The sequence below is a fragment of the Pseudomonas sp. NMS19W genome (assembly GCF_051554255.1).
Lineage (GTDB): Bacteria > Pseudomonadota > Gammaproteobacteria > Pseudomonadales > Pseudomonadaceae > Aquipseudomonas > Aquipseudomonas kribbensis.
This window is the reverse complement of sequence record NZ_CP136718.1, coordinates 891,413-909,126: the sequence shown is the minus strand read 5'-3', so window position 1 is coordinate 909,126 and position 17,714 is coordinate 891,413. Positions and strand designations below refer to the sequence as shown.

Annotated in this window: 21 protein-coding genes and 1 pseudogene; 11 read left to right on the top strand and 11 right to left on the bottom strand. The window is 60.5% G+C overall.

Going from position 1 to position 17,714, the window contains the following annotated elements:
- Nucleotides 1-8 precede the first annotated feature (8 nt).
- The 3 genes from mlaD to R1A29_RS03945 are packed head-to-tail and all read right to left on the bottom strand — an operon-like array spanning nucleotide 9 to nucleotide 2,082.
- A complete protein-coding gene (gene mlaD, locus R1A29_RS03955; protein ID WP_085711777.1) occupies nucleotides 9-476 on the bottom strand; it encodes an outer membrane lipid asymmetry maintenance protein MlaD in 468 nt (155 codons plus the stop codon).
- On the bottom strand, nucleotides 476-1,273 hold the full coding sequence (gene mlaE, locus R1A29_RS03950) for a lipid asymmetry maintenance ABC transporter permease subunit MlaE (protein WP_438300708.1): 798 nt from the start codon (nucleotides 1,271-1,273) through the stop codon (nucleotides 476-478). Before mlaE ends, mlaD begins: the two co-directional genes overlap by 1 nt.
- Nucleotides 1,273-2,082, bottom strand: coding sequence for an ATP-binding cassette domain-containing protein (locus R1A29_RS03945; protein WP_085711779.1), 810 nt, complete (start codon nucleotides 2,080-2,082; stop codon nucleotides 1,273-1,275). The genes mlaE and R1A29_RS03945 overlap by 1 nt, the downstream gene beginning before the upstream one ends.
- A gap of 275 nt (nucleotides 2,083-2,357) precedes the next feature.
- Between R1A29_RS03945 and R1A29_RS03940 the strand changes: the two genes are divergently transcribed.
- From R1A29_RS03940 to R1A29_RS03895, 10 genes and pseudogenes are all read left to right on the top strand, one after another.
- On the top strand, nucleotides 2,358-3,332 hold the full coding sequence (locus R1A29_RS03940; RefSeq protein ID WP_085711780.1) for a KpsF/GutQ family sugar-phosphate isomerase: 975 nt from the start codon (nucleotides 2,358-2,360) through the stop codon (nucleotides 3,330-3,332).
- On the top strand, nucleotides 3,333-3,857 hold the full coding sequence (locus R1A29_RS03935; protein ID WP_039769294.1) for a KdsC family phosphatase: 525 nt from the start codon (nucleotides 3,333-3,335) through the stop codon (nucleotides 3,855-3,857).
- An 8-nt stretch (nucleotides 3,858-3,865) separates the two neighbouring features.
- The gene (gene lptC / locus R1A29_RS03930; RefSeq protein WP_438300707.1) at nucleotides 3,866-4,438 is read left to right on the top strand and encodes an LPS export ABC transporter periplasmic protein LptC; all 573 of its coding nucleotides are present in this window, start codon (nucleotides 3,866-3,868) and stop codon (nucleotides 4,436-4,438) included.
- Entirely contained in the window at nucleotides 4,425-4,970 is a 546-nt protein-coding gene (lptA, locus tag R1A29_RS03925) for a lipopolysaccharide transport periplasmic protein LptA (RefSeq protein ID WP_065260850.1), read from the top strand. The genes lptC and lptA overlap by 14 nt, the downstream gene beginning before the upstream one ends.
- A complete protein-coding gene (lptB, locus tag R1A29_RS03920) occupies nucleotides 4,970-5,695 on the top strand; it encodes an LPS export ABC transporter ATP-binding protein (RefSeq protein ID WP_007953572.1) in 726 nt (241 codons plus the stop codon). The genes lptA and lptB overlap by 1 nt, the downstream gene beginning before the upstream one ends.
- 186 nt (nucleotides 5,696-5,881) lie before the next feature.
- The gene (locus R1A29_RS03915) at nucleotides 5,882-7,375 is read left to right on the top strand and encodes an RNA polymerase factor sigma-54 (RefSeq protein WP_085711783.1); all 1,494 of its coding nucleotides are present in this window, start codon (nucleotides 5,882-5,884) and stop codon (nucleotides 7,373-7,375) included.
- A gap of 73 nt (nucleotides 7,376-7,448) precedes the next feature.
- Nucleotides 7,449-7,757 (top strand): ribosome hibernation-promoting factor, HPF/YfiA family, encoded by a 309-nt coding sequence (hpf, locus tag R1A29_RS03910; RefSeq protein WP_007953578.1) that lies wholly within the window; start codon nucleotides 7,449-7,451, stop codon nucleotides 7,755-7,757.
- A gap of 11 nt (nucleotides 7,758-7,768) precedes the next feature.
- Nucleotides 7,769-8,234: pseudogene (gene ptsN / locus R1A29_RS03905) on the top strand (PTS IIA-like nitrogen regulatory protein PtsN).
- 2 nt (nucleotides 8,235-8,236) lie between these two features.
- Nucleotides 8,237-9,094 (top strand): RNase adapter RapZ, encoded by an 858-nt coding sequence (rapZ, locus tag R1A29_RS03900; RefSeq protein ID WP_096818961.1) that lies wholly within the window; start codon nucleotides 8,237-8,239, stop codon nucleotides 9,092-9,094.
- A gap of 15 nt (nucleotides 9,095-9,109) precedes the next feature.
- Nucleotides 9,110-9,385, top strand: a complete 276-nt coding sequence (locus tag R1A29_RS03895) for an HPr family phosphocarrier protein (protein WP_438300706.1) — start codon at nucleotides 9,110-9,112, stop codon at nucleotides 9,383-9,385.
- 37 nt (nucleotides 9,386-9,422) lie between these two features.
- On the opposite strand, the gene R1A29_RS03890 is transcribed toward R1A29_RS03895, so the two are convergent.
- The 6 genes from R1A29_RS03890 to pmbA all read right to left on the bottom strand — a co-directional run bounded on the left by R1A29_RS03890 (nucleotide 9,423) and on the right by pmbA (nucleotide 14,699).
- Nucleotides 9,423-10,316, bottom strand: coding sequence for a ZIP family metal transporter (locus R1A29_RS03890; RefSeq protein WP_085711787.1), 894 nt, complete (start codon nucleotides 10,314-10,316; stop codon nucleotides 9,423-9,425).
- A gap of 30 nt (nucleotides 10,317-10,346) precedes the next feature.
- Nucleotides 10,347-10,958: a superoxide dismutase gene (locus R1A29_RS03885; RefSeq protein ID WP_085711788.1), complete on the bottom strand. Its 612-nt coding sequence runs from the start codon at nucleotides 10,956-10,958 to the stop codon at nucleotides 10,347-10,349.
- Nucleotide 10,959: 1 nt separating this feature from the next.
- Entirely contained in the window at nucleotides 10,960-11,400 is a 441-nt protein-coding gene (locus tag R1A29_RS03880; RefSeq protein WP_438300705.1) for a hypothetical protein, read from the bottom strand.
- 27 nt (nucleotides 11,401-11,427) lie between these two features.
- The gene (locus R1A29_RS03875) at nucleotides 11,428-12,804 is read right to left on the bottom strand and encodes a class II fumarate hydratase (protein WP_438300704.1); all 1,377 of its coding nucleotides are present in this window, start codon (nucleotides 12,802-12,804) and stop codon (nucleotides 11,428-11,430) included.
- Complete coding sequence (locus tag R1A29_RS03870) at nucleotides 12,785-13,192, bottom strand: FagA protein (protein ID WP_248743961.1); 408 nt, start codon at nucleotides 13,190-13,192, stop codon at nucleotides 12,785-12,787. Before R1A29_RS03870 ends, R1A29_RS03875 begins: the two co-directional genes overlap by 20 nt.
- A 160-nt stretch (nucleotides 13,193-13,352) precedes the next feature.
- Nucleotides 13,353-14,699, bottom strand: a complete 1,347-nt coding sequence (gene pmbA / locus R1A29_RS03865) for a metalloprotease PmbA (protein ID WP_438300703.1) — start codon at nucleotides 14,697-14,699, stop codon at nucleotides 13,353-13,355.
- A 108-nt stretch (nucleotides 14,700-14,807) separates the two neighbouring features.
- On the opposite strand from pmbA, the gene yjgA reads away from it, so the two are divergent.
- On the top strand, nucleotides 14,808-15,332 hold the full coding sequence (yjgA, locus tag R1A29_RS03860; protein WP_085711793.1) for a ribosome biogenesis factor YjgA: 525 nt from the start codon (nucleotides 14,808-14,810) through the stop codon (nucleotides 15,330-15,332).
- Between the two features lie 51 nt (nucleotides 15,333-15,383).
- On the opposite strand, the gene tldD is transcribed toward yjgA, so the two are convergent.
- Nucleotides 15,384-16,826, bottom strand: coding sequence for a metalloprotease TldD (gene tldD, locus R1A29_RS03855; RefSeq protein ID WP_085711794.1), 1,443 nt, complete (start codon nucleotides 16,824-16,826; stop codon nucleotides 15,384-15,386).
- Between the two features lie 5 nt (nucleotides 16,827-16,831).
- Nucleotides 16,832-17,692 (bottom strand): carbon-nitrogen hydrolase family protein, encoded by an 861-nt coding sequence (locus tag R1A29_RS03850; protein WP_438300702.1) that lies wholly within the window; start codon nucleotides 17,690-17,692, stop codon nucleotides 16,832-16,834.
- Nucleotides 17,693-17,714 lie beyond the last annotated feature (22 nt).

Here is a 17,714-nt window from a genome sequence, read left to right as displayed (position 1 = left end):
AAAGCTCCTCATTTGGCGTCTTTGCTAACGGTATTGAGCAGGAATTTACCGATCAGGTCTTCCAGCACCAGAGACGACTGGGTGTCGTGAATGGTTCCACCATCCTTGAGGCGGGTTTCTTCTCCGCCCACGCTGATGCCGATGTACTTCTCGCCCAACAGGCCAGCCGTCAGGATAGACGCTGTGGAGTCGGTCGGCAGGTTGTCGACCTTTTTATCCACCAGCAGGGTCACCCGGCCGGTAAAGCTGTCGCGGTCCAGATCGATCGCCGTGACCTTGCCGATGGTCACACCAGCCATGGTCACTTTGGCTCTGACCGTCAGACCGGCGATATTGTCGAAGTAGGCATACAGCTTGTAGGTATCGGTAGTCGAAGTCGGAGACAGGCCACTGACCCGCAGGGCAAGCAGCAACAAGGCCAGGATCCCTGCCAGCAGGAACAGGCCGACACCGATTTCCAGGGTGCGGTTTTGCATCAGAAATCTCCAAACATCAAAGCGGTCAGAATAAAGTCCAGGCCGAGCACTGCCAGCGAGGCGAATACTACGGTCTTGGTGGTGGCACGACTGATTCCCTCGGAAGTGGGCTCACAGTCATAGCCTTGGAATACGGCGATCCAGGTCACGACAAAGGCGAAAACGATACTTTTGATCACGCCGTTGAACACGTCGCTGGAGAAGTTGACGCTGTTCTGCATGTTCGCCCAGTAGGAGCCTTCATAGACGCCCAGCCAGTCGACCGCGACCCAGGAACCGCCCCAGATGCCGACCACGCTGAAGATCATCGCCAGCACCGGCAGGGAAATGAAACCGGCCCACAGACGCGGAGCGATGATGTACTTGAGCGGATCGACACCGATCATTTCCAGGCTGGACAACTGCTCGGTGGACTTCATGTTGCCGATTTCCGCCGTCAGCGCCGAACCGGCACGACCGGCGAACAGCAGCGCCGTCACCACCGGGCCCAGCTCACGCAGCAAGGTCAAGGCAACCATCTGCCCCACCGCCTGCTCCGAGCCATAGCTCGACAGGATGTTGAACCCCTGCAGCGCCAGCACCATGCCGATGAAAATCCCGGAGACCACAATGATCACCAGCGACATCACACCGACCGAGTGCAGTTGCTTGACCAGCAGGCCGAAACCGCCGCCTATGCCACCACGCCCCAGCAGGGCATGAAACAGGAACAGCGTCGCCCGTCCGAATACCGCGACGGCATCGATAGCCGATTCGCCGAACCGGCGTACGCGTTCTATTAATGAGATTCTGCGCATCAACGTTTCCCCAGAAGATCTGCGCGGTAATCCGTCGCTGGAAAGTGATACGGAACCGGACCATCGGGATCGCCGGTCATGAACTGACGGATACGCGGCTCATCCGAGTTCATCAACTCGTCCGGCGTACCCTGCCCCAGCACCTGACCATCGCCCACCACATAGATGTAATCGGCAATGCTCGCGGTTTCGGCGAGATCGTGGGAAACCACGATACTGGTGATCCCCAACGCATCGTTGAGCAGGCGGATCAGGCGCACCAGAACGCCCATGGCGATCGGGTCCTGGCCGACGAACGGTTCGTCGTACATGAGAATCTGCGGATCAAGCGCAATCGCCCGGGCCAGAGCCACGCGGCGCTTCATGCCGCCGGACAGCTCATCGGGCATCAACTCGATGGCGCCCCGCAGACCGACCGCCTGCAATTTGAGCAGCACGATGTCGCGGATCATTTCTTCCGGCAGCTGGGTATGAACGCGCAGGGGAAAGGCGACGTTCTCGAACACATCGAGATCGGTGAACAGCGCGCCGCTCTGAAACAGCACGCCCATGTGCTTGCGCGCATCGAACAGATCGCTGCGCGACAGCTTCGGCAGGTTCTGGCCGTTGACCCAGACCTCGCCCTGCGATGGTCGCAACTGGGCCCCCATCAGGCGCAGCAGCGTGGTCTTGCCACACCCGGAAGGCCCCATGATGCCGGTGACCTTGCCGCGCGGGATGCGGATATCGACGTTATTGAAAATGCTCCGCGCACCGCGCTTGAAGGAGACTCCCTTCAGCTCGACCGCGTAGGCGTTATCGGCACTCATCTAAACTCCTTGCGATGCAGCCTCTCACTCGGACGCCTGGCTTTCTGGAGAAAGCCCTTACATCCCGGGCAGGCCGAACTGGCGGCGAACTATATCACTGCAAAGGGCAAGCGCCCAAGGCCTCTCCCCGGCCACGTTCAGCGATATGACAGGCCCGAGGCTTCTATAAAAGGGTTTTAGTAACCGGGAATGACAAAGCACGACGAACTTGCGTGAGGCTTTTCAACATAACCGCTATAATCGCCGCCTTTTCATCGGGCTATACGATTTCTGACATGAGCCAAACCAGCGACCTGATTCAATCGGCACAACGCACCATCCGCCTCGAAGTGGAAGCCGTACAAGGCTTGTTGCCCCATATCGACGCCGATTTCGTACGCGCTTGCGAGATGATTCTGGCCAGCAAGGGCCGTGTAGTGGTGGTCGGCATGGGCAAGTCCGGGCACATCGGCAACAAGATTGCCGCGACCCTGGCCAGCACCGGCACCCCGGCGTTTTTCGTACATCCGGCCGAGGCCAGTCATGGCGACATGGGCATGATCACCCGTGATGACGTGATCCTGGCCCTGTCGAACTCCGGCTCCACCAACGAAATTGTCACCCTGCTGCCGCTGATCAAGCGCCTGGGCATCCAGTTGATCAGCGTGACCGGCAACCCGCAATCGCCTCTGGCAAAAGCGGCGGAGGTCAATCTCAACGTTCACGTCGAGCACGAAGCCTGCCCGCTGAACCTGGCGCCGACTTCCTCGACCACTGCCGCACTGGTCATGGGCGACGCTCTGGCCGTGGCATTGCTGGAAGCCCGCGGTTTCACCGCCGAAGATTTCGCCTTTTCCCACCCGGGTGGCGCACTCGGCCGACGCTTGCTGCTGAAAGTGGAAAACGTCATGCACGCAGGTCAGGAGTTGCCGCAGGTTCAACGCGGCACCCTGCTCAAGGACGCACTGATGGAAATGACCCGCAAGGGTCTGGGCATGACTGTCATTCTCGAAGCCGACGGCAAGCTTGCCGGGATCTTCACCGACGGCGACCTGCGCCGCACACTGGATCGCAGCATCGATATCCACAGCGCGACCATCGATCAGGTGATGACCGTGCACGGCAAGACCGCACGCGCCGAGATGCTCGCCGCCGAGGCCCTGAAAATCATGGAAGACCATCGAATCAACGCGCTTGTCGTCGTGGATGAGGACGATCGCCCGATCGGCGCCTTCAACCTCTCCGACCTGCTGCGCGCAGGAGTGATGTAAATGAGCACCGATCTGCTGCAACGCGGCAAAGCCATCAAACTGGCGGTTTTCGACGTCGACGGCGTCCTCACCGACGGACGCCTGTACTTCCTTGAAGACGGTAGCGAGTTCAAGACTTTCAATACACTCGACGGCCAGGGCATCAAGATGCTGATGAACGCGGGCGTACAGACCGCCATCATCAGCGGTCGCAAGACCCCGGTGGTCGAGCGTCGGGCAAAAAACCTCGGTATTCCGCACCTGTTTCAGGGCCGTGAAGACAAACTCGTCGTCCTCGACGGCCTTCTTGAGCAACTGGGCCTAAGCTATGAACAGGTCGCCTATCTCGGTGACGACCTGCCCGACCTGCCGGTGATCCGCCGGGTGGGACTTGGCATGGCGGTGGCCAACGCGGCGCCCTTTGTGCGCGAGCATGCCCATGGCGTTACCCAGGCCCGTGGTGGCGAGGGTGCCGCCCGTGAATTCTGCGAACTGATCCTGCGCGCCCAGGGCAGCCTCGATGCCGCCAACAACGCGTACCTGTGAGTCAAACCATGTTTAGCAAAAAGTTTCGCAACATACTGCTGTTCGGTTGCATCGCTGCGATTTTCGGCGCGGTCGGTTACTGGAACATCAGCCCGGAACGCTTCCTCGACAAGCCCCCTGTCTCGACAGCAGAGAGCCCGATCGACTGGTACGCGACCAACACCCACACCTTGCAATACCTGGAAGACGGCAAGGTGCAGTACGAAATGACCTCCGACAAGGCCGAACACGTCAAGGCGACCGACATTACACTGGTCACCAAACCCGACCTGAACATGTTCCGTGGCACCGACTTCCCGTGGCATGTGACCAGCGAGCGCGGCGAAGTGAATTCCGGCGGCACCGAGGTCGAACTGATCGACTCGGTTCGCGTCAAGCGCACCGATGAAAAGAACCGCGACACCCTGATCACCAGCACCCGTATGACGGTGTTCCCTCAGCAGCAATATGCGCAGACCCAGCAACCCGTTAGAATCGACGGCGCTGGCGGTGTATCGACCGGCGTGGGAATGAAAGCGTATTTGAAGGAAAGCAGGATACACCTGCTATCGAACGTAAGAGGACAGTATGAGGCTCGTTAAAACCCTCCCTATTTTGCTCAGTCTGGGCGCAGCACTGGGAAGCGTGAGCGCCTGGGCTCTGCCGAACGATCAGGAGCAGCCAATCCGCATTCAGGCCGACGATGCCCAGCTGGACGACAAGAATGGCGTTGCCACTTACAAGGGCGCCGTGATCATCACCCAGGGTTCGATGATCGTCAAAGGCGACACTGTAACGCTGACGCGCAACCCGGCCGGCGAGATCGACGTGGTGACTTCGGTAGGCAACCTGGCCTATTTCGAACAACTGCAGACCGCTGGCGACAAGAAACCCGTTCAGGGCTGGGGTGTGACCATTCAGTATCACGCGCAGCAAAACCGCGTCGTGCTGATCGACAAGGCCAAGGTCGTCGACAAGGACAACAACACCACTCAAGGCGAGAAGATCGTCTATGACACGGTGAAAAAACTCGCCAGCGCCGGTCGCGCTACCGGCAACAAGGTCACCGAGGCGCGTCCGCGCATCGACATGGTGATCCAGCCGAAGAAGAAAACCGACGAGAAAACCCAGTAATGGCAACTCTGAAAGCTCAGCACCTGGCCAAGGCCTATAAAAGCCGCCAGGTCGTGCGTGACGTCAGCCTGTCGATCGATAGCGGTCAGATCGTGGGCCTGCTCGGCCCCAATGGTGCCGGCAAGACCACCTGCTTCTACATGATCGTGGGCCTGGTGCAGGCCGATCAAGGCCGCGTGCTGATCGACGATCTGGACGTCAGCCACCAGCCGATGCACGGTCGCGCCAAGGCCGGTATCGGCTATCTGCCGCAGGAAGCCTCGATCTTCCGCAAGCTGTCGGTGGCCGACAACATCATGGCCATCCTCGAGACCCGCCAGGAGCTCGACAAGGCCGGCCGTCGCAAGGAGCTGGAAAGCCTGCTGCAGGAATTCCACATCAGCCATATCCGCGACAACCTCGGCATGAGCCTGTCCGGTGGCGAGCGTCGCCGGGTGGAAATCGCCCGTGCACTGGCCACCGCACCGAAATTCATCCTGCTCGACGAACCGTTCGCCGGTGTCGACCCGATCTCCGTGGGCGACATCAAGCAGATCATCCACCACCTCAAGGCCAAGGGCATCGGTGTACTGATCACCGACCACAACGTCCGCGAGACGCTGGATATCTGCGAAACGGCCTACATCGTCAATGACGGCCAGCTGATCGCCGAAGGCGACTCCGCGACCATCCTCGCCAACGACCTGGTGAAGGAAGTGTATCTGGGTCACGAGTTCCGCCTGTAAGCGCGACAGCATTCGACCAGCCATCCGGGTGCTGTAACGTTGAAGCGCATTTTTCTACGCTTTTATTGTTACAGCGCTCTAGGCAAACACGACAGTTTCAGGCATATAATTTGCTTAAGTTTGGCGCCTCGGCGCCCTGTAGTGGATGGCGCATAGCGCCGGCGAATAAGGTGTTAAGCCCCTGCCATGAAACCATCGCTAGTCTTGAGAATGGGCCAGCAGCTGACGATGACACCGCAGCTGCAACAGGCCATCCGCCTGCTCCAATTGTCGACCCTGGATCTGCAACAGGAAATCCAGGAGGCGCTGGAATCCAACCCGATGCTCGAACGCCAGGAAGACGGCGACGACTTCGACAATTCCGACCCGCTGGCCGACAACGCCGAACAGAAGCCCAATACCGAGATCCAGGAACCTTCCTACCAGGAAACCGCGCCGACGGTCGACAATCTCGAGGACGGCGAATGGAACGAGCGAATCCCCAACGAACTGCCGGTAGACACCGCCTGGGAAGACGTCTACCAGACCAGCGCGAGCAGCCTGCCGAGCAGCGATGACGATGAGTGGGATTTCACCACCCGCACTTCCGCCGGCGAAAGCCTGCAAAGCCACCTGCTGTGGCAGTTGAACCTGGCGCCGATGTCCGACACGGATCGCCTGATCGCCGTGACCCTGATCGATTGCATCAACAATCAGGGCTACCTCGACGAAACCCTCGAAGAAATCCTCGACGCCTTCGATCCGGAACTCGACATCGAGCTGGACGAGATCGAAGCAGTCCTGCATCGCATCCAGCAATTCGAACCCGCCGGCATTGGCGCACGCAACCTGGGCGAATGCCTGCTGCTGCAATTGCGCCAGCTGTCGGCCAAGACTCCTTGGCTGGCCGAAGCCAAGCGCCTGGTCACCGATTACATCGACCTGCTCGGCAGCCGCGACTACAGCCAGCTGATGCGCCGCATGAAGCTCAAGGAAGATGAACTGCGCCAGGTCATCGAACTGGTCCAGAGCCTCAACCCGCGCCCCGGCTCACAGATCGAATCCACCGAAGCCGAATACGTGGTCCCTGACGTGATCGTGCGCAAGGACAACGAGCGCTGGCTGGTCGAGCTGAACCAGGAGTCGGTGCCGCGCCTGCGGGTCAACGCCCAGTACGCCGGTTTCGTCCGTCGCGCCGACACCAGCGCCGACAATACCTTCATGCGCAATCAGTTGCAGGAAGCCCGCTGGTTCATCAAGAGCCTGCAGAGCCGCAACGAAACCCTGATGAAGGTTGCCACCCAGATCGTCGAGCATCAGCGCGGCTTCCTGGAATACGGCGACGAAGCGATGAAGCCACTCGTGCTGCATGACATCGCCGAGGCAGTCGGCATGCACGAGTCGACGATTTCCCGGGTGACCACGCAGAAATTCATGCATACCCCCCGGGGCATATATGAACTGAAATACTTTTTCTCCAGCCACGTAAGCACCTCCGAAGGCGGCGAATGCTCGTCCACGGCGATCCGCGCGATCATCAAGAAACTGGTCGCCGCTGAAAATCAGAAAAAGCCGTTGAGTGACAGCAAGATCGCTGGTTTACTGGAGGCACAAGGCATTCAGGTGGCTCGCCGCACCGTCGCCAAGTACCGCGAATCCCTCGGGATCGCGCCTTCGAGCGAACGCAAGCGGTTGATGTAAGCCACGTTACAGCGTTCCAGTGGCAGGCTTTTCGGCCTGCCGCTTTATGCACTGGCAACGAAGGAGAAGCTGTATGCAAGTCAACATCAGTGGACACCAACTGGAAGTTACCCAACCTCTCCGTGAATACGTTGAGCAGAAGCTCAAGAGGCTTGAGGGACATTTCGACAAGATCACCAACGTGCAAGTCACGATGTGCGTCGAAAAGCTGAAGCAGAAAATCGAAGCCACGCTGCATATTCCCGGCAACGAGGTCGTCGCAAACGCGGAACATACCGATATGTACGCAGCGATCGACGCGCTGACCGACAAGCTTGATAAACAACTCAAAAAGCATAAGGAAAAGACCCAGAGCCTGCTTCAGGGCGCTACCGGTCGATAACCCCCACCCCCATGATCCGACTTGAAAGCATCCTGACCCCCGGCCGTTCCCTGGTGAACGTGCCGGGCGGCAGTAAAAAAGAAAGCCCTCGAACAAATTGCCAACCTGATCGCCCGGGAAAAACCGGATCTGGAGATGCAAGATGTCTTCGAGGCGCTGATTGCCCGTGAAAAACTCGGTTCGACCGGTTTTGGCAACGGCATCGCCATTCCTCATTGCCGCCTCAAGGGCTGTGAATCGCCCATCAGCGCCTTGATGCACCTTGAAGCCCCTATCGATTTCGATGCCATCGATGGCGCACCGGTGGACCTGCTGTTCGTGCTGCTGGTCCCGGAAGCTGCCACCGATGCACACCTGGAACTGCTGCGCCAGATCGCCAGCATGCTCGATCGCAAGGAAGTACGCGAAAAGCTGCGTCGCGCCACCACCAACGAAGCCTTGTATCAGGTTGTCCTGGACGAGCAAAACGGGCACTAAACATGCGCTTGATCATCGTCAGTGGCCGCTCCGGCTCGGGCAAAAGTACGGCCCTGGATGTCCTTGAGGACAACGGTTACTACTGCATCGACAATCTGCCGGCCGGCCTGTTGCCGGAACTGGCGGAGCGCGCCCTAATTCATACGGAACTGTCTCAGCCACTGGTCGCGGTATCGATCGATGCGCGCAACCTGCCAAGCCACCTTTCGCGTTTTCCGGAGTTGCTCGAGGAAGTCCGCAGCCGGCACATCCAGTGCGACGTTCTGTACCTGGATGCCGATGAAGAAACCCTGCTCAAGCGCTTCTCGGAAACCCGTCGCCGTCACCCGCTGAGCAGTGCCAATCGCTCGCTGGCTGAAGCCATCAACGATGAAACAGCCCTGCTGGGCCCGATCGCCGATCTGGCCGACCTGAAGGTCAACACCACCAATCTGAACCTGTACCAGTTGCGCGACACCATCAAGCTGCGACTGCTGAACCAGCCGGAGCCCGGTACGGCGTTTCTGGTGGAGTCGTTCGGTTTCAAACGCGGCATGCCGGTAGATGCGGATCTGGTGTTCGATGTACGCTGCCTGCCCAACCCGTACTGGAAACCGGAATTACGTGCGCAATCCGGGCTCGATGAGCCGGTAGCCGAATATCTGGCGGCACAGCCGGAAGTCGAAGAGATGTTCCAGGACATCTATGCGTATCTGTTCAAATGGTTGCCGCGCTTCGCTGCGAGCAATCGTGCCTACGTGACCATTGCCATTGGCTGCACCGGCGGACATCACCGTTCCGTCTACCTGACCGAACGCCTGGGTCAGGCCCTGCAGAAAACCCTGAAGAACGTCCAGGTTCGCCACCGCGACCTCAGCTAAAGGATTCACACCGCGATGCCTGCTCTGGAAATCGAAATCATCAACAAGCTGGGCCTGCATGCCCGGGCGTCGGCAAAGTTCGTGGGCGTGGCGGGTCAGTTTCCCGACTGCACGATCAGAGTGGGTCGCACCCCGGAAACCACGGTAGATGGCAAAAGCATCATGGCGATGATGATGCTCGCTGCCGGCAAGGGCACCAAAATCCACCTGAGCACCGAGGGTCATCAGGAACAGGAAGCCATGGATGCTTTGGTGGCACTGATCAACAACTACTTCGACGAAGGCGGTTGAAAGTCCTTTGTGGCGAGATATGCGCCTCTCGCCACGCTTATCCCAGCGCTGTATCCATCACCATCATCAGGCAGAACCCGATCAACAATCCCAGGCTCGCCAGTTTGTCGTGACCATTGCGTCGCGATTCCGGGATCACTTCGTGGGTCACCACCAGCAACATTGCCCCGGCCGCCAGCGCCAACCCCAAGGGTAACAACAATTCCGCCAGGCTGACCAACCACGCACACAACAGCGCGAACACCGGCTCGACCAGACCTGACGCCGCCCCGATCAGAAACGCCTTGACCCGCGACATCCCCGCCCCGGCCAGCACCAGCGCAATAACCAGCCCTTCCGGCACGTCCTGCAAGGCGATCCCCATCGCCAGGCTGTCAGCGTCCGGCATGCCGCCACCCGCAGAGACGCCGACGGCCATGCCTTCCGGGATGTTATGGGCAATGATGGCAAACACGAACAGCCAGATCCGCGGCGGAATCACCGGATGCTCGACGGTGCCGATGAGCATTTCCGGTGAAGCACCGGACAACCTGCGGTCGACCAGATAGAGAGCGAAAGCACCGAGCATGATGCCGAAACAGATCAGGCCACTGGCGCCCCAAGGACTCAGCCCCAGACTTTCTGCGGCGGCAATCCCTGGAACGATCAGTGAAAATGCGGTCGCCGCCAGCATCACACCAGCACCAAACCCCAGCAATGTGTCGCCCAGCGCCTGCGGCATGTTGCGGATCACCAGCACCGGAACGGCCCCGAGTGCCGTGCCGAGCGCGCAGATCGCACCACCTTGCAATGCCCGGGACAGTTTCGGCTCCAGGTTCAGCCATTCGAGTCCGTGAGCCACCAGCAAGGTCATGCCCGCCAACAGCAGCAGCGACCCGAATGCGTAACGAAACATACGCCCACTTCCGATCGCCAGTGTTTCAGTGCCCATAGTCAGCCCTGGATTGTTTTTATAGGAGACTTAAACCAGTGCAGCCTGATAACGCGCAGCGACTTCAGGCCAGTTGATCACGTTGTAGAACGCGCTGATGTATTCCGGGCGGCGGTTCTGATAACGCAGGTAGTAGGCGTGTTCCCACACGTCGAGTCCGAGAATCGGTGTGTTGCCGTTCATCAGCGGGCTGTCCTGGTTGCCGCTGCTTTCCACCACCAGTTTCTTGTCCGGGGTGACACTGAGCCAGGCCCAGCCGCTGCCGAAACGGGTCAGCGCAGCCTTGGTGAAGGCTTCCTTGAAGCTGTCGAGGCCGCCGAGCTGCTCATCGATCGCCCTGGCCAGCGCGCCATCCGGCTTGCCGCCACCGCCAGGCACCATCACTTCCCAGAACAACGAATGGTTGGCGTGACCGCCACCTTGATTGATCACCGCCGCACGCAGTTTTTCCGGCAGCTGCTGAACGCTGGCGACGAGTTTTTCCACCGGCCACTCGGCGTATTCCGTGCCCTCGACCGCGGCGTTCAGGTTATTGATGTAGGTCTGGTGATGCTTGGTGTAGTGGATCTCCATGGTCTGCGCATCGATGTGCGGTTCCAGTGCGTCGTAGGCGTAAGGCAGGGCTGGCAGGGTAAAAGCCATTTCAGTGGACTCCATGGTGATGTTGGGCTGGGGCGCGGCGCGCATTGCCGGTATCCGGGTGCAGCAAGCGCTGGGTGCGCGGGTATTCGCCGTGTTCGCTGATGAAATTGAGCAGTTCGATATAGGTCTTGCTGCTCTGGCGCAACGCCGCTTCACGCAGGGCCGGGCGCAGACGCTCGTCCTGCATGGTCTGTAACAGCCGTTGATGGATCGCGCACAGGTATTCGGCGCTCTCCTCCGGCTGGTTCAGACGCAGATGCAAATCGGCGAGGTTGTGATGGGAAATGACGCAGGCCGCCACCGCTTCGTCGGCATCGGCCCAGCGCTCGAACAGCACCTGCGCCAAAGCGAGGGCCTGCAGATAGGCCTCGCGGGCGTCGATCAACTCGCCCAGCATGAAGCAGCGATTGGCCCGTTCGATCGTGCGTTTCCAGTGCTCCATGATGAGCCTCCAAAGCGGTTGCGGTGTTTACACGCCGCCGGCGGTGAGTTTCTCGGGATTGAGCAACTCTTCCAGCTGGCTGCGCGACAGGTCGGTGTGTTCCAGCGCGACGTCGATCACCGGACGGCCCTGTTTGTAGGCCTGCTTGGCGATTTCGGCGGCCTTCTGGTAACCGATGATCGGGTTGAGCGCGGTGACCAGAATCGGGTTGCGCGACAGCGCTTCCTTGAGCCGCGATTCGTTGACTTTGAAGGTGGCAATCGCCTTGTCACCCAGCAGACGGCTGGAACTGGCCAGCAACTCGATGCTGCTCAACAGGTTCTGGGCGATGATCGGCAGCATCACGTTCAGTTCAAAGTTGCCTGACTGACCGGCGATGGTGATCACCGAGTCATTGCCGATCACTTGCGCGGCAACCATGGCGGTAGCTTCCGGAATCACCGGATTGACCTTGCCCGGCATGATCGACGAGCCCGGTTGCAGGCCTTCCAGCTCGATTTCACCGAGTCCGGCGAGCGGGCCGGAGTTCATCCAGCGCAGGTCGTTGGCGATTTTCATCAACGACACGGCGGTGGCCTTGAGCTGGCCGGAAACGGCCACGGCGGTGTCCTGCGAACCGATCAGCGCGAACAGATCCTTGCCCGGGGTGAATTGCACGTTGGTCAGTTGGCTCAACTGACGGCTGAAACGCGCGGCGAATTCCGGATGCGCATTGATCCCGGTGCCGACCGCCGTACCGCCCTGGGCCAGGGATTGCAGGCTTGGCAGCAAGTCCTGCAAATGACCGATATTGGCCTTGAGCTGCTGCGCCCAGCCTTTGAGCACCTGGCTCATACGCACCGGCATGGCGTCCATCAGGTGAGTGCGACCGGTTTTGACGTGGTGATGCACCTGCTCGGCCTTGCGTTCGATGACTTGCACCAGATGCAGCAGCGCCGGCAGCAGTTGTTCGTGCAGGGCCAGCGCGGCGCTGACGTGAATGGTGGTCGGGATGATGTCGTTGCTGCTCTGCCCGCAGTTGACGTGATCGTTGGCATTCACCGGCTCGTCGAGCAGGCGGCTGGCCAGGGTGGCGATCACTTCGTTGGCGTTCATGTTGGAGCTGGTGCCGGAACCGGTCTGGAAGATATCCACCGGGAAATGCTGCATGAAGTCGCCTTCAAGCAGCCCTTGGGCCGCGTCGCTGATGGCCTTGCCTTGAGCGGCGCTGAGCTGATTGAGTTCGACGTTGGCCCGGGCGGCAGCGGCTTTTGCCAGGATCAGCGCGCGGATGAACTGGGTCGGCATCGGCTTGCCGCTGATCGGGAAGTTATCCACTGCGCGCTGGGTCTGCGCGCCGTAGAGAGCGTCCACCGGCACCTGCAGTTCGCCCATGCTGTCGCGCTCAATACGTGTCTTGGTCATCGGTAAATCCTTGGACTAATTCAATGAGAGGAATCGAGGGTTGCAACTCGCAGGTGGCGAGCTGCCAGGTGTAGCTTTGCCAGCGTTTGAGCCGGCATTTGCACAGCGACAGGCGTTCCATTTCACGCAGCGGGCGCCAGGCCTGATCGAGACATAGACTGCGCCAGTGCCACGGCAACGCGGTGTCGGTGGCCGTGTCGAGCAGCAGACGGAAAGAGGTTTCAGCGACAGTCCAGGGCGAGGTCGCCGTGCAACAGGCGAGGTACCGGCCTTCGGCCAGGTAGTGTTCGATCAGACGCGGTTCGTCGGGATCCATGGCGCAACGGATCTGGCGGCTCATCCAGCGCCAGCTTTCGAGGTACGGCTGCTCGTGCAAGGCAGAACTCATGATCCTGGGCTCATCCGATAATGAGATTTATTATTAAATGATAATGAGAACCAAAACAAGAGCGGCTTTTTTAGCTGCTCCGACCCGCTCAAACAAATTCCGGACACAAAAAAGGCGCGCCACCCAATCGGGTGGCGCGCCTTTTTGTATTGGCCCGGGCTTAGCTGCCGGCGACAGTCATCCGCTCGATCAACACCGAACCGGTGCGAATGTTGCTGCGCAGTTCCAGATCATTACCGACCGCGACGATCTGCTTGAACATGTCACGCATGTTGCCGGCGATGGTCACTTCCTGCACCGCGAACTGGATTTCACCGTTCTCGACCCAGAAACCCGCCGCACCGCGCGAATAATCACCTGTCACCATGTTCAGGCCATGGCCCATCAACTCGGTGACCAGCAGCCCACGGCCCATGCGCCGCAGCAAAGCCGCCTGATCTTCATCACCATGGGTGACGAACAGGTTGTGCACGCCGCCAGCATTGGCGGTGCTCGGCATGCCGAGTTTGCGCCCGGAATAAGTGCCGAGGATGTACGACACCAACTCGCCCTTCTCGACGAACGGTTTGGCATAGGTCGCCAGACCGTCACCGTCGTACGACGCACTGCCCATGGCACGCATCAGGTGCGGACGCTCGTCGATGGTCAGCCACTCCGGGAACAGCTTCTGCCCCAGCGTGCCCTCAAGGAACGACGACTTGCGATACAGGCTACCGCCGGAAATCGCCGACAGAAAGCTGCCGAACAACCCGCCCGCCAGCTCGGCGGAAAACAGCACCGGCACTTCGCAAGTCGGCACCGGGCGCGCGCCCAGACGGCTTGCGGCCCGTTGCGCTGCACGCTGGCCGATGGTCACCGGGTCGGCCAGCAAGCTGCCCTGGCGATTAACGTCATACCAGTAATCACGCTGCATCTGGCCATCGGCCTCGGCGATCATCACGCAGCTCAGGCTGTGCCGGGTCGACGCATAACCGCCGATGAAACCGTGGCTGTTACCGTACACGCGGCAGCCCTGATGAGTGCTCAACGTGGTGCCATCGGCATTCTTGATGCGGGCATCGGCGTCGAACGCGGCGGCTTCGCAGAGCAGCGCCTTCTCGATGGCCTGTTCCGGAGTGATGTCCCATTGGTGGAACAGGTCGAAATCCTGAATATCCCTGGCCATCAGCGCGGCATCGGCCAGTCCCGAGGCTTCGTCTTCGGAAGTGTGCTTGGCAATCGCCAGCGCAGCAGCAACGGTTTCGCGAATCGCATCCGGCCCGGTGGCGGAAGTGCTGGCCGAGCCCTTGCGCTGACCGACATACAAGGTGATGCCAAAACCCTGATCGCGGTTGAACTCGACCGTTTCGACTTCACGCTGACGCACCGAGGTCGACAGGCCCTGCTCCAGCGACACCGCCACTTCGCACGCGCTGGCACCCTGACGCTTGGCTTCGGCGATGATCTGCTCGACCTGTTCCTGCAGTGCCGGCAATGCCTGTGGGCCGACGCTTTCAACTGCACTCATGCTCATCTCCACTCAAATTCTGCTTTCGGCTGGGGCCTTCGAGCGACCGGGCCGGACAAGCGGCCCCCGACTGGTTATCATGGCGGCGTTTCTTTGCGGACTGCCACCATGGTTGATTCTTACGACGACTCCCTCGATACGGGAGAAAAAAGCAAATCCCAGGTCAAACGCGAGCTGCATGCTCTGGTTGACCTTGGCGAGCGCCTTACAACGCTCAAGCCCGACTTGCAGGCGAAACTGCCATTGACCGACGCCTTGCGCCGGGCCCTGGCCGATGCGCCCAAGCACACCGCGAACATCGCGCGTAAACGGCACTTGCAGTTCATCGGCAAACTGATGCGCGATCAGGACACTGACGCGATTCTCACCCTGCTCGATCAACTCGATGCCTCTACCCGTCAGTACAACGAGCGTTTCCACAACCTCGAACGCTGGCGTGACCGCCTGATCAGCGGTGACGATGCCGTGCTGGAAAAATTCGTCGTCGAGTACCCGGACGCCGACCGCCAGCAACTGCGCTCCCTGATCCGTCAGGCCCAGCACGAGGTTGCGCATAACAAGCCTCCTGCCTCGAGCCGTAAAATCTTCAAGTACATCCGTGAGCTGGACGAGACTCAACGCGGTCTGCGTTGATATTCGCCACCGGGTGGCCGCACCGCGCGCCACCCGAAGCTCCATCCCTTCTTACGCGCCCGTGCCACCCACGGTGATCGCATCGATTTTCAGCGTCGGTTGACCCACGCCCACCGGCACCGACTGCCCGTCCTTGCCGCACGTGCCCACACCGCTGTCCAGTGCCAGATCGTTGCCGACCATCGACACCCGGCTCATCGCTTCCGGGCCGTTGCCGATCAACGTCGCTCCCTTGACCGGCGCGGTGATCTTGCCGTCCTCGATCAGGTACGCCTCACTGGTGGAGAACACGAACTTGCCGCTGGTGATGTCGACCTGACCGCCACCGAGGTTGGCGCAATAGATGCCCTTCTTCACCGACGCGATGATTTCCGCCGGATCGCTCTGGCCGCCGAGCATGTAGGTATTGGTCATCCGTGGCATCGGCAGGTGTGCGTAGGATTCGCGACGACCGTTGCCGGTACGGGCCACGCCCATCAGGCGTGCATTGAGCTTGTCCTGCATGTAGCCCTTGAGCACGCCGTTTTCGATCAATGTAGTGCACTCGGTCGGCGTACCTTCGTCATCGACGCTCAGGGAGCCGCGACGACCGGCCAGCGTGCCGTCATCGACAATGGTGCAGAGTTTGGATGCAACCATCTCGCCCATGCGTCCGCTGTAGGCCGAACTGCCCTTGCGGTTGAAGTCACCCTCCAGACCGTGGCCGACCGCTTCGTGCAGCAGCACGCCGGACCAGCCCGAGCCCAGAACCACCGGCAAGGTGCCGGCCGGTGCCGGAATCGCTTCCAGATTCACCAATGCCTGACGCAGCGCCTCACGGGCGTAACCCATGGCACGGTCTTCGGCGAGGAAATAACGGTAGTCGGTACGCCCGCCGCCGCCATGGCCACCACGCTCGCGACGGCCATTCTGCTCGACGATCACGCTGACATTGAAACGCACCAGCGGACGCACATCGGCCGCCAGGCCGCCGTCGGTCGAAGCCACCAGAATCCGCTCCCAAACCCCGGCCATGCTCACGCTGACCTGCTGGATACGGGGGTCGAGGGCACGAGTGGCAACGTCGATGCGCTTGAGCAGTTCGACTTTTTCGGCGCGGCTCAGCACTTCCAGCGGGTTGTCCGGCGCATACAACTGAGCAACGTCCTGGGTGCTGAACGCCTGCACCGTACCGTTCTGCCCGGCGCGGGAAATCGAGCGGGCCGCACGGGCCGCCGCGCCGAGGGCTTCGAGGGTGATCGCGTTGCTGTAGGCAAAACCGGTTTTTTCCCCGGACTGCGCACGCACGCCGACACCCTGGTCGAGGTTGAAACTGCCTTCTTTGACGATGCCGTCTTCCAGCGACCAGGACTCGGAAATCTGCCCTTGGAAATACAGGTCGGCCGCATCGATCCCTGGGCCCGCCAGATCACCGAGCACGCCTTGCAGGCTCTCGATCGTCACGCCGCCGGGCGCCAACAGATGATCACTGACTGAGGACAACAACTCGCTCATAGGTTTTACGCCTTAAATTCGTGTTCTGAAGCAGGTCGCTGTGCGCCCTGCGAAAAAAACCGCCGATGACCGGTCACCGGCATTCGCGCCCGGATGGACGCCTGTTCGTTGCTGTCGCGCTCGGCCAGCAACACGGCTTCGCCTTGTTCCTGCTGCGCCAGCACGCGTCCCCACGGATCGACAATCGCCCCGTGGCCAAAGGTTTCTCGCGGCCCCGGATGCGTTCCGCCCTGGGCCGCCGCCAGCATGTAGCACTGGGTTTCAATCGCCCGTGCCCGGATCAACACGTCCCAGTGCGCCGCACCCGTCACCGCGGTGAAGGCCGACGGTGCGGTAATCAATTCAGCCCCGGCCGCACGCAACTCGCTGTACAGCTCGGGGAAGCGCAGGTCGTAACACACCGTCAGCCCCAGCCGGCCGACCGGTGTGTCCGCCACCACCACATGACTGCCATAAGCATAGTCATCGGATTCGCGGTAACGCCCACGATTGTCCGCCACGTCCACATCGAACAGATGCAACTTGTCATAGCGGGCAACGATTTCGCCCTGATCGTCCACCAGCAACGAGCAGGCATTTGACTTCGCTTCGGGTTGCCCCGCCGGTGGCAACGGCAAGGTGCCGGCCACTATCCATAACCTGAGGTCGCGGGCGGTCTGTTTCAACCACGGCAGGATCGGGCCTTCGCCAAGTGCTTCGGCGCGGCCGATATCCGCGATGTCGCGACGCCCCATGGCGGCGAAGTTTTCCGGCAGTACCGCCAGCTTCGCGCCAGCGCTGGCCGCTTGTTCGAGCAAACGCCGGGCATCGCGCAGATTGGCCAGCACGTCGCTCTGGCTGACCATTTGAATCACCGCAAAAGACATGGCGAACTCCGCAAGAGGTAAG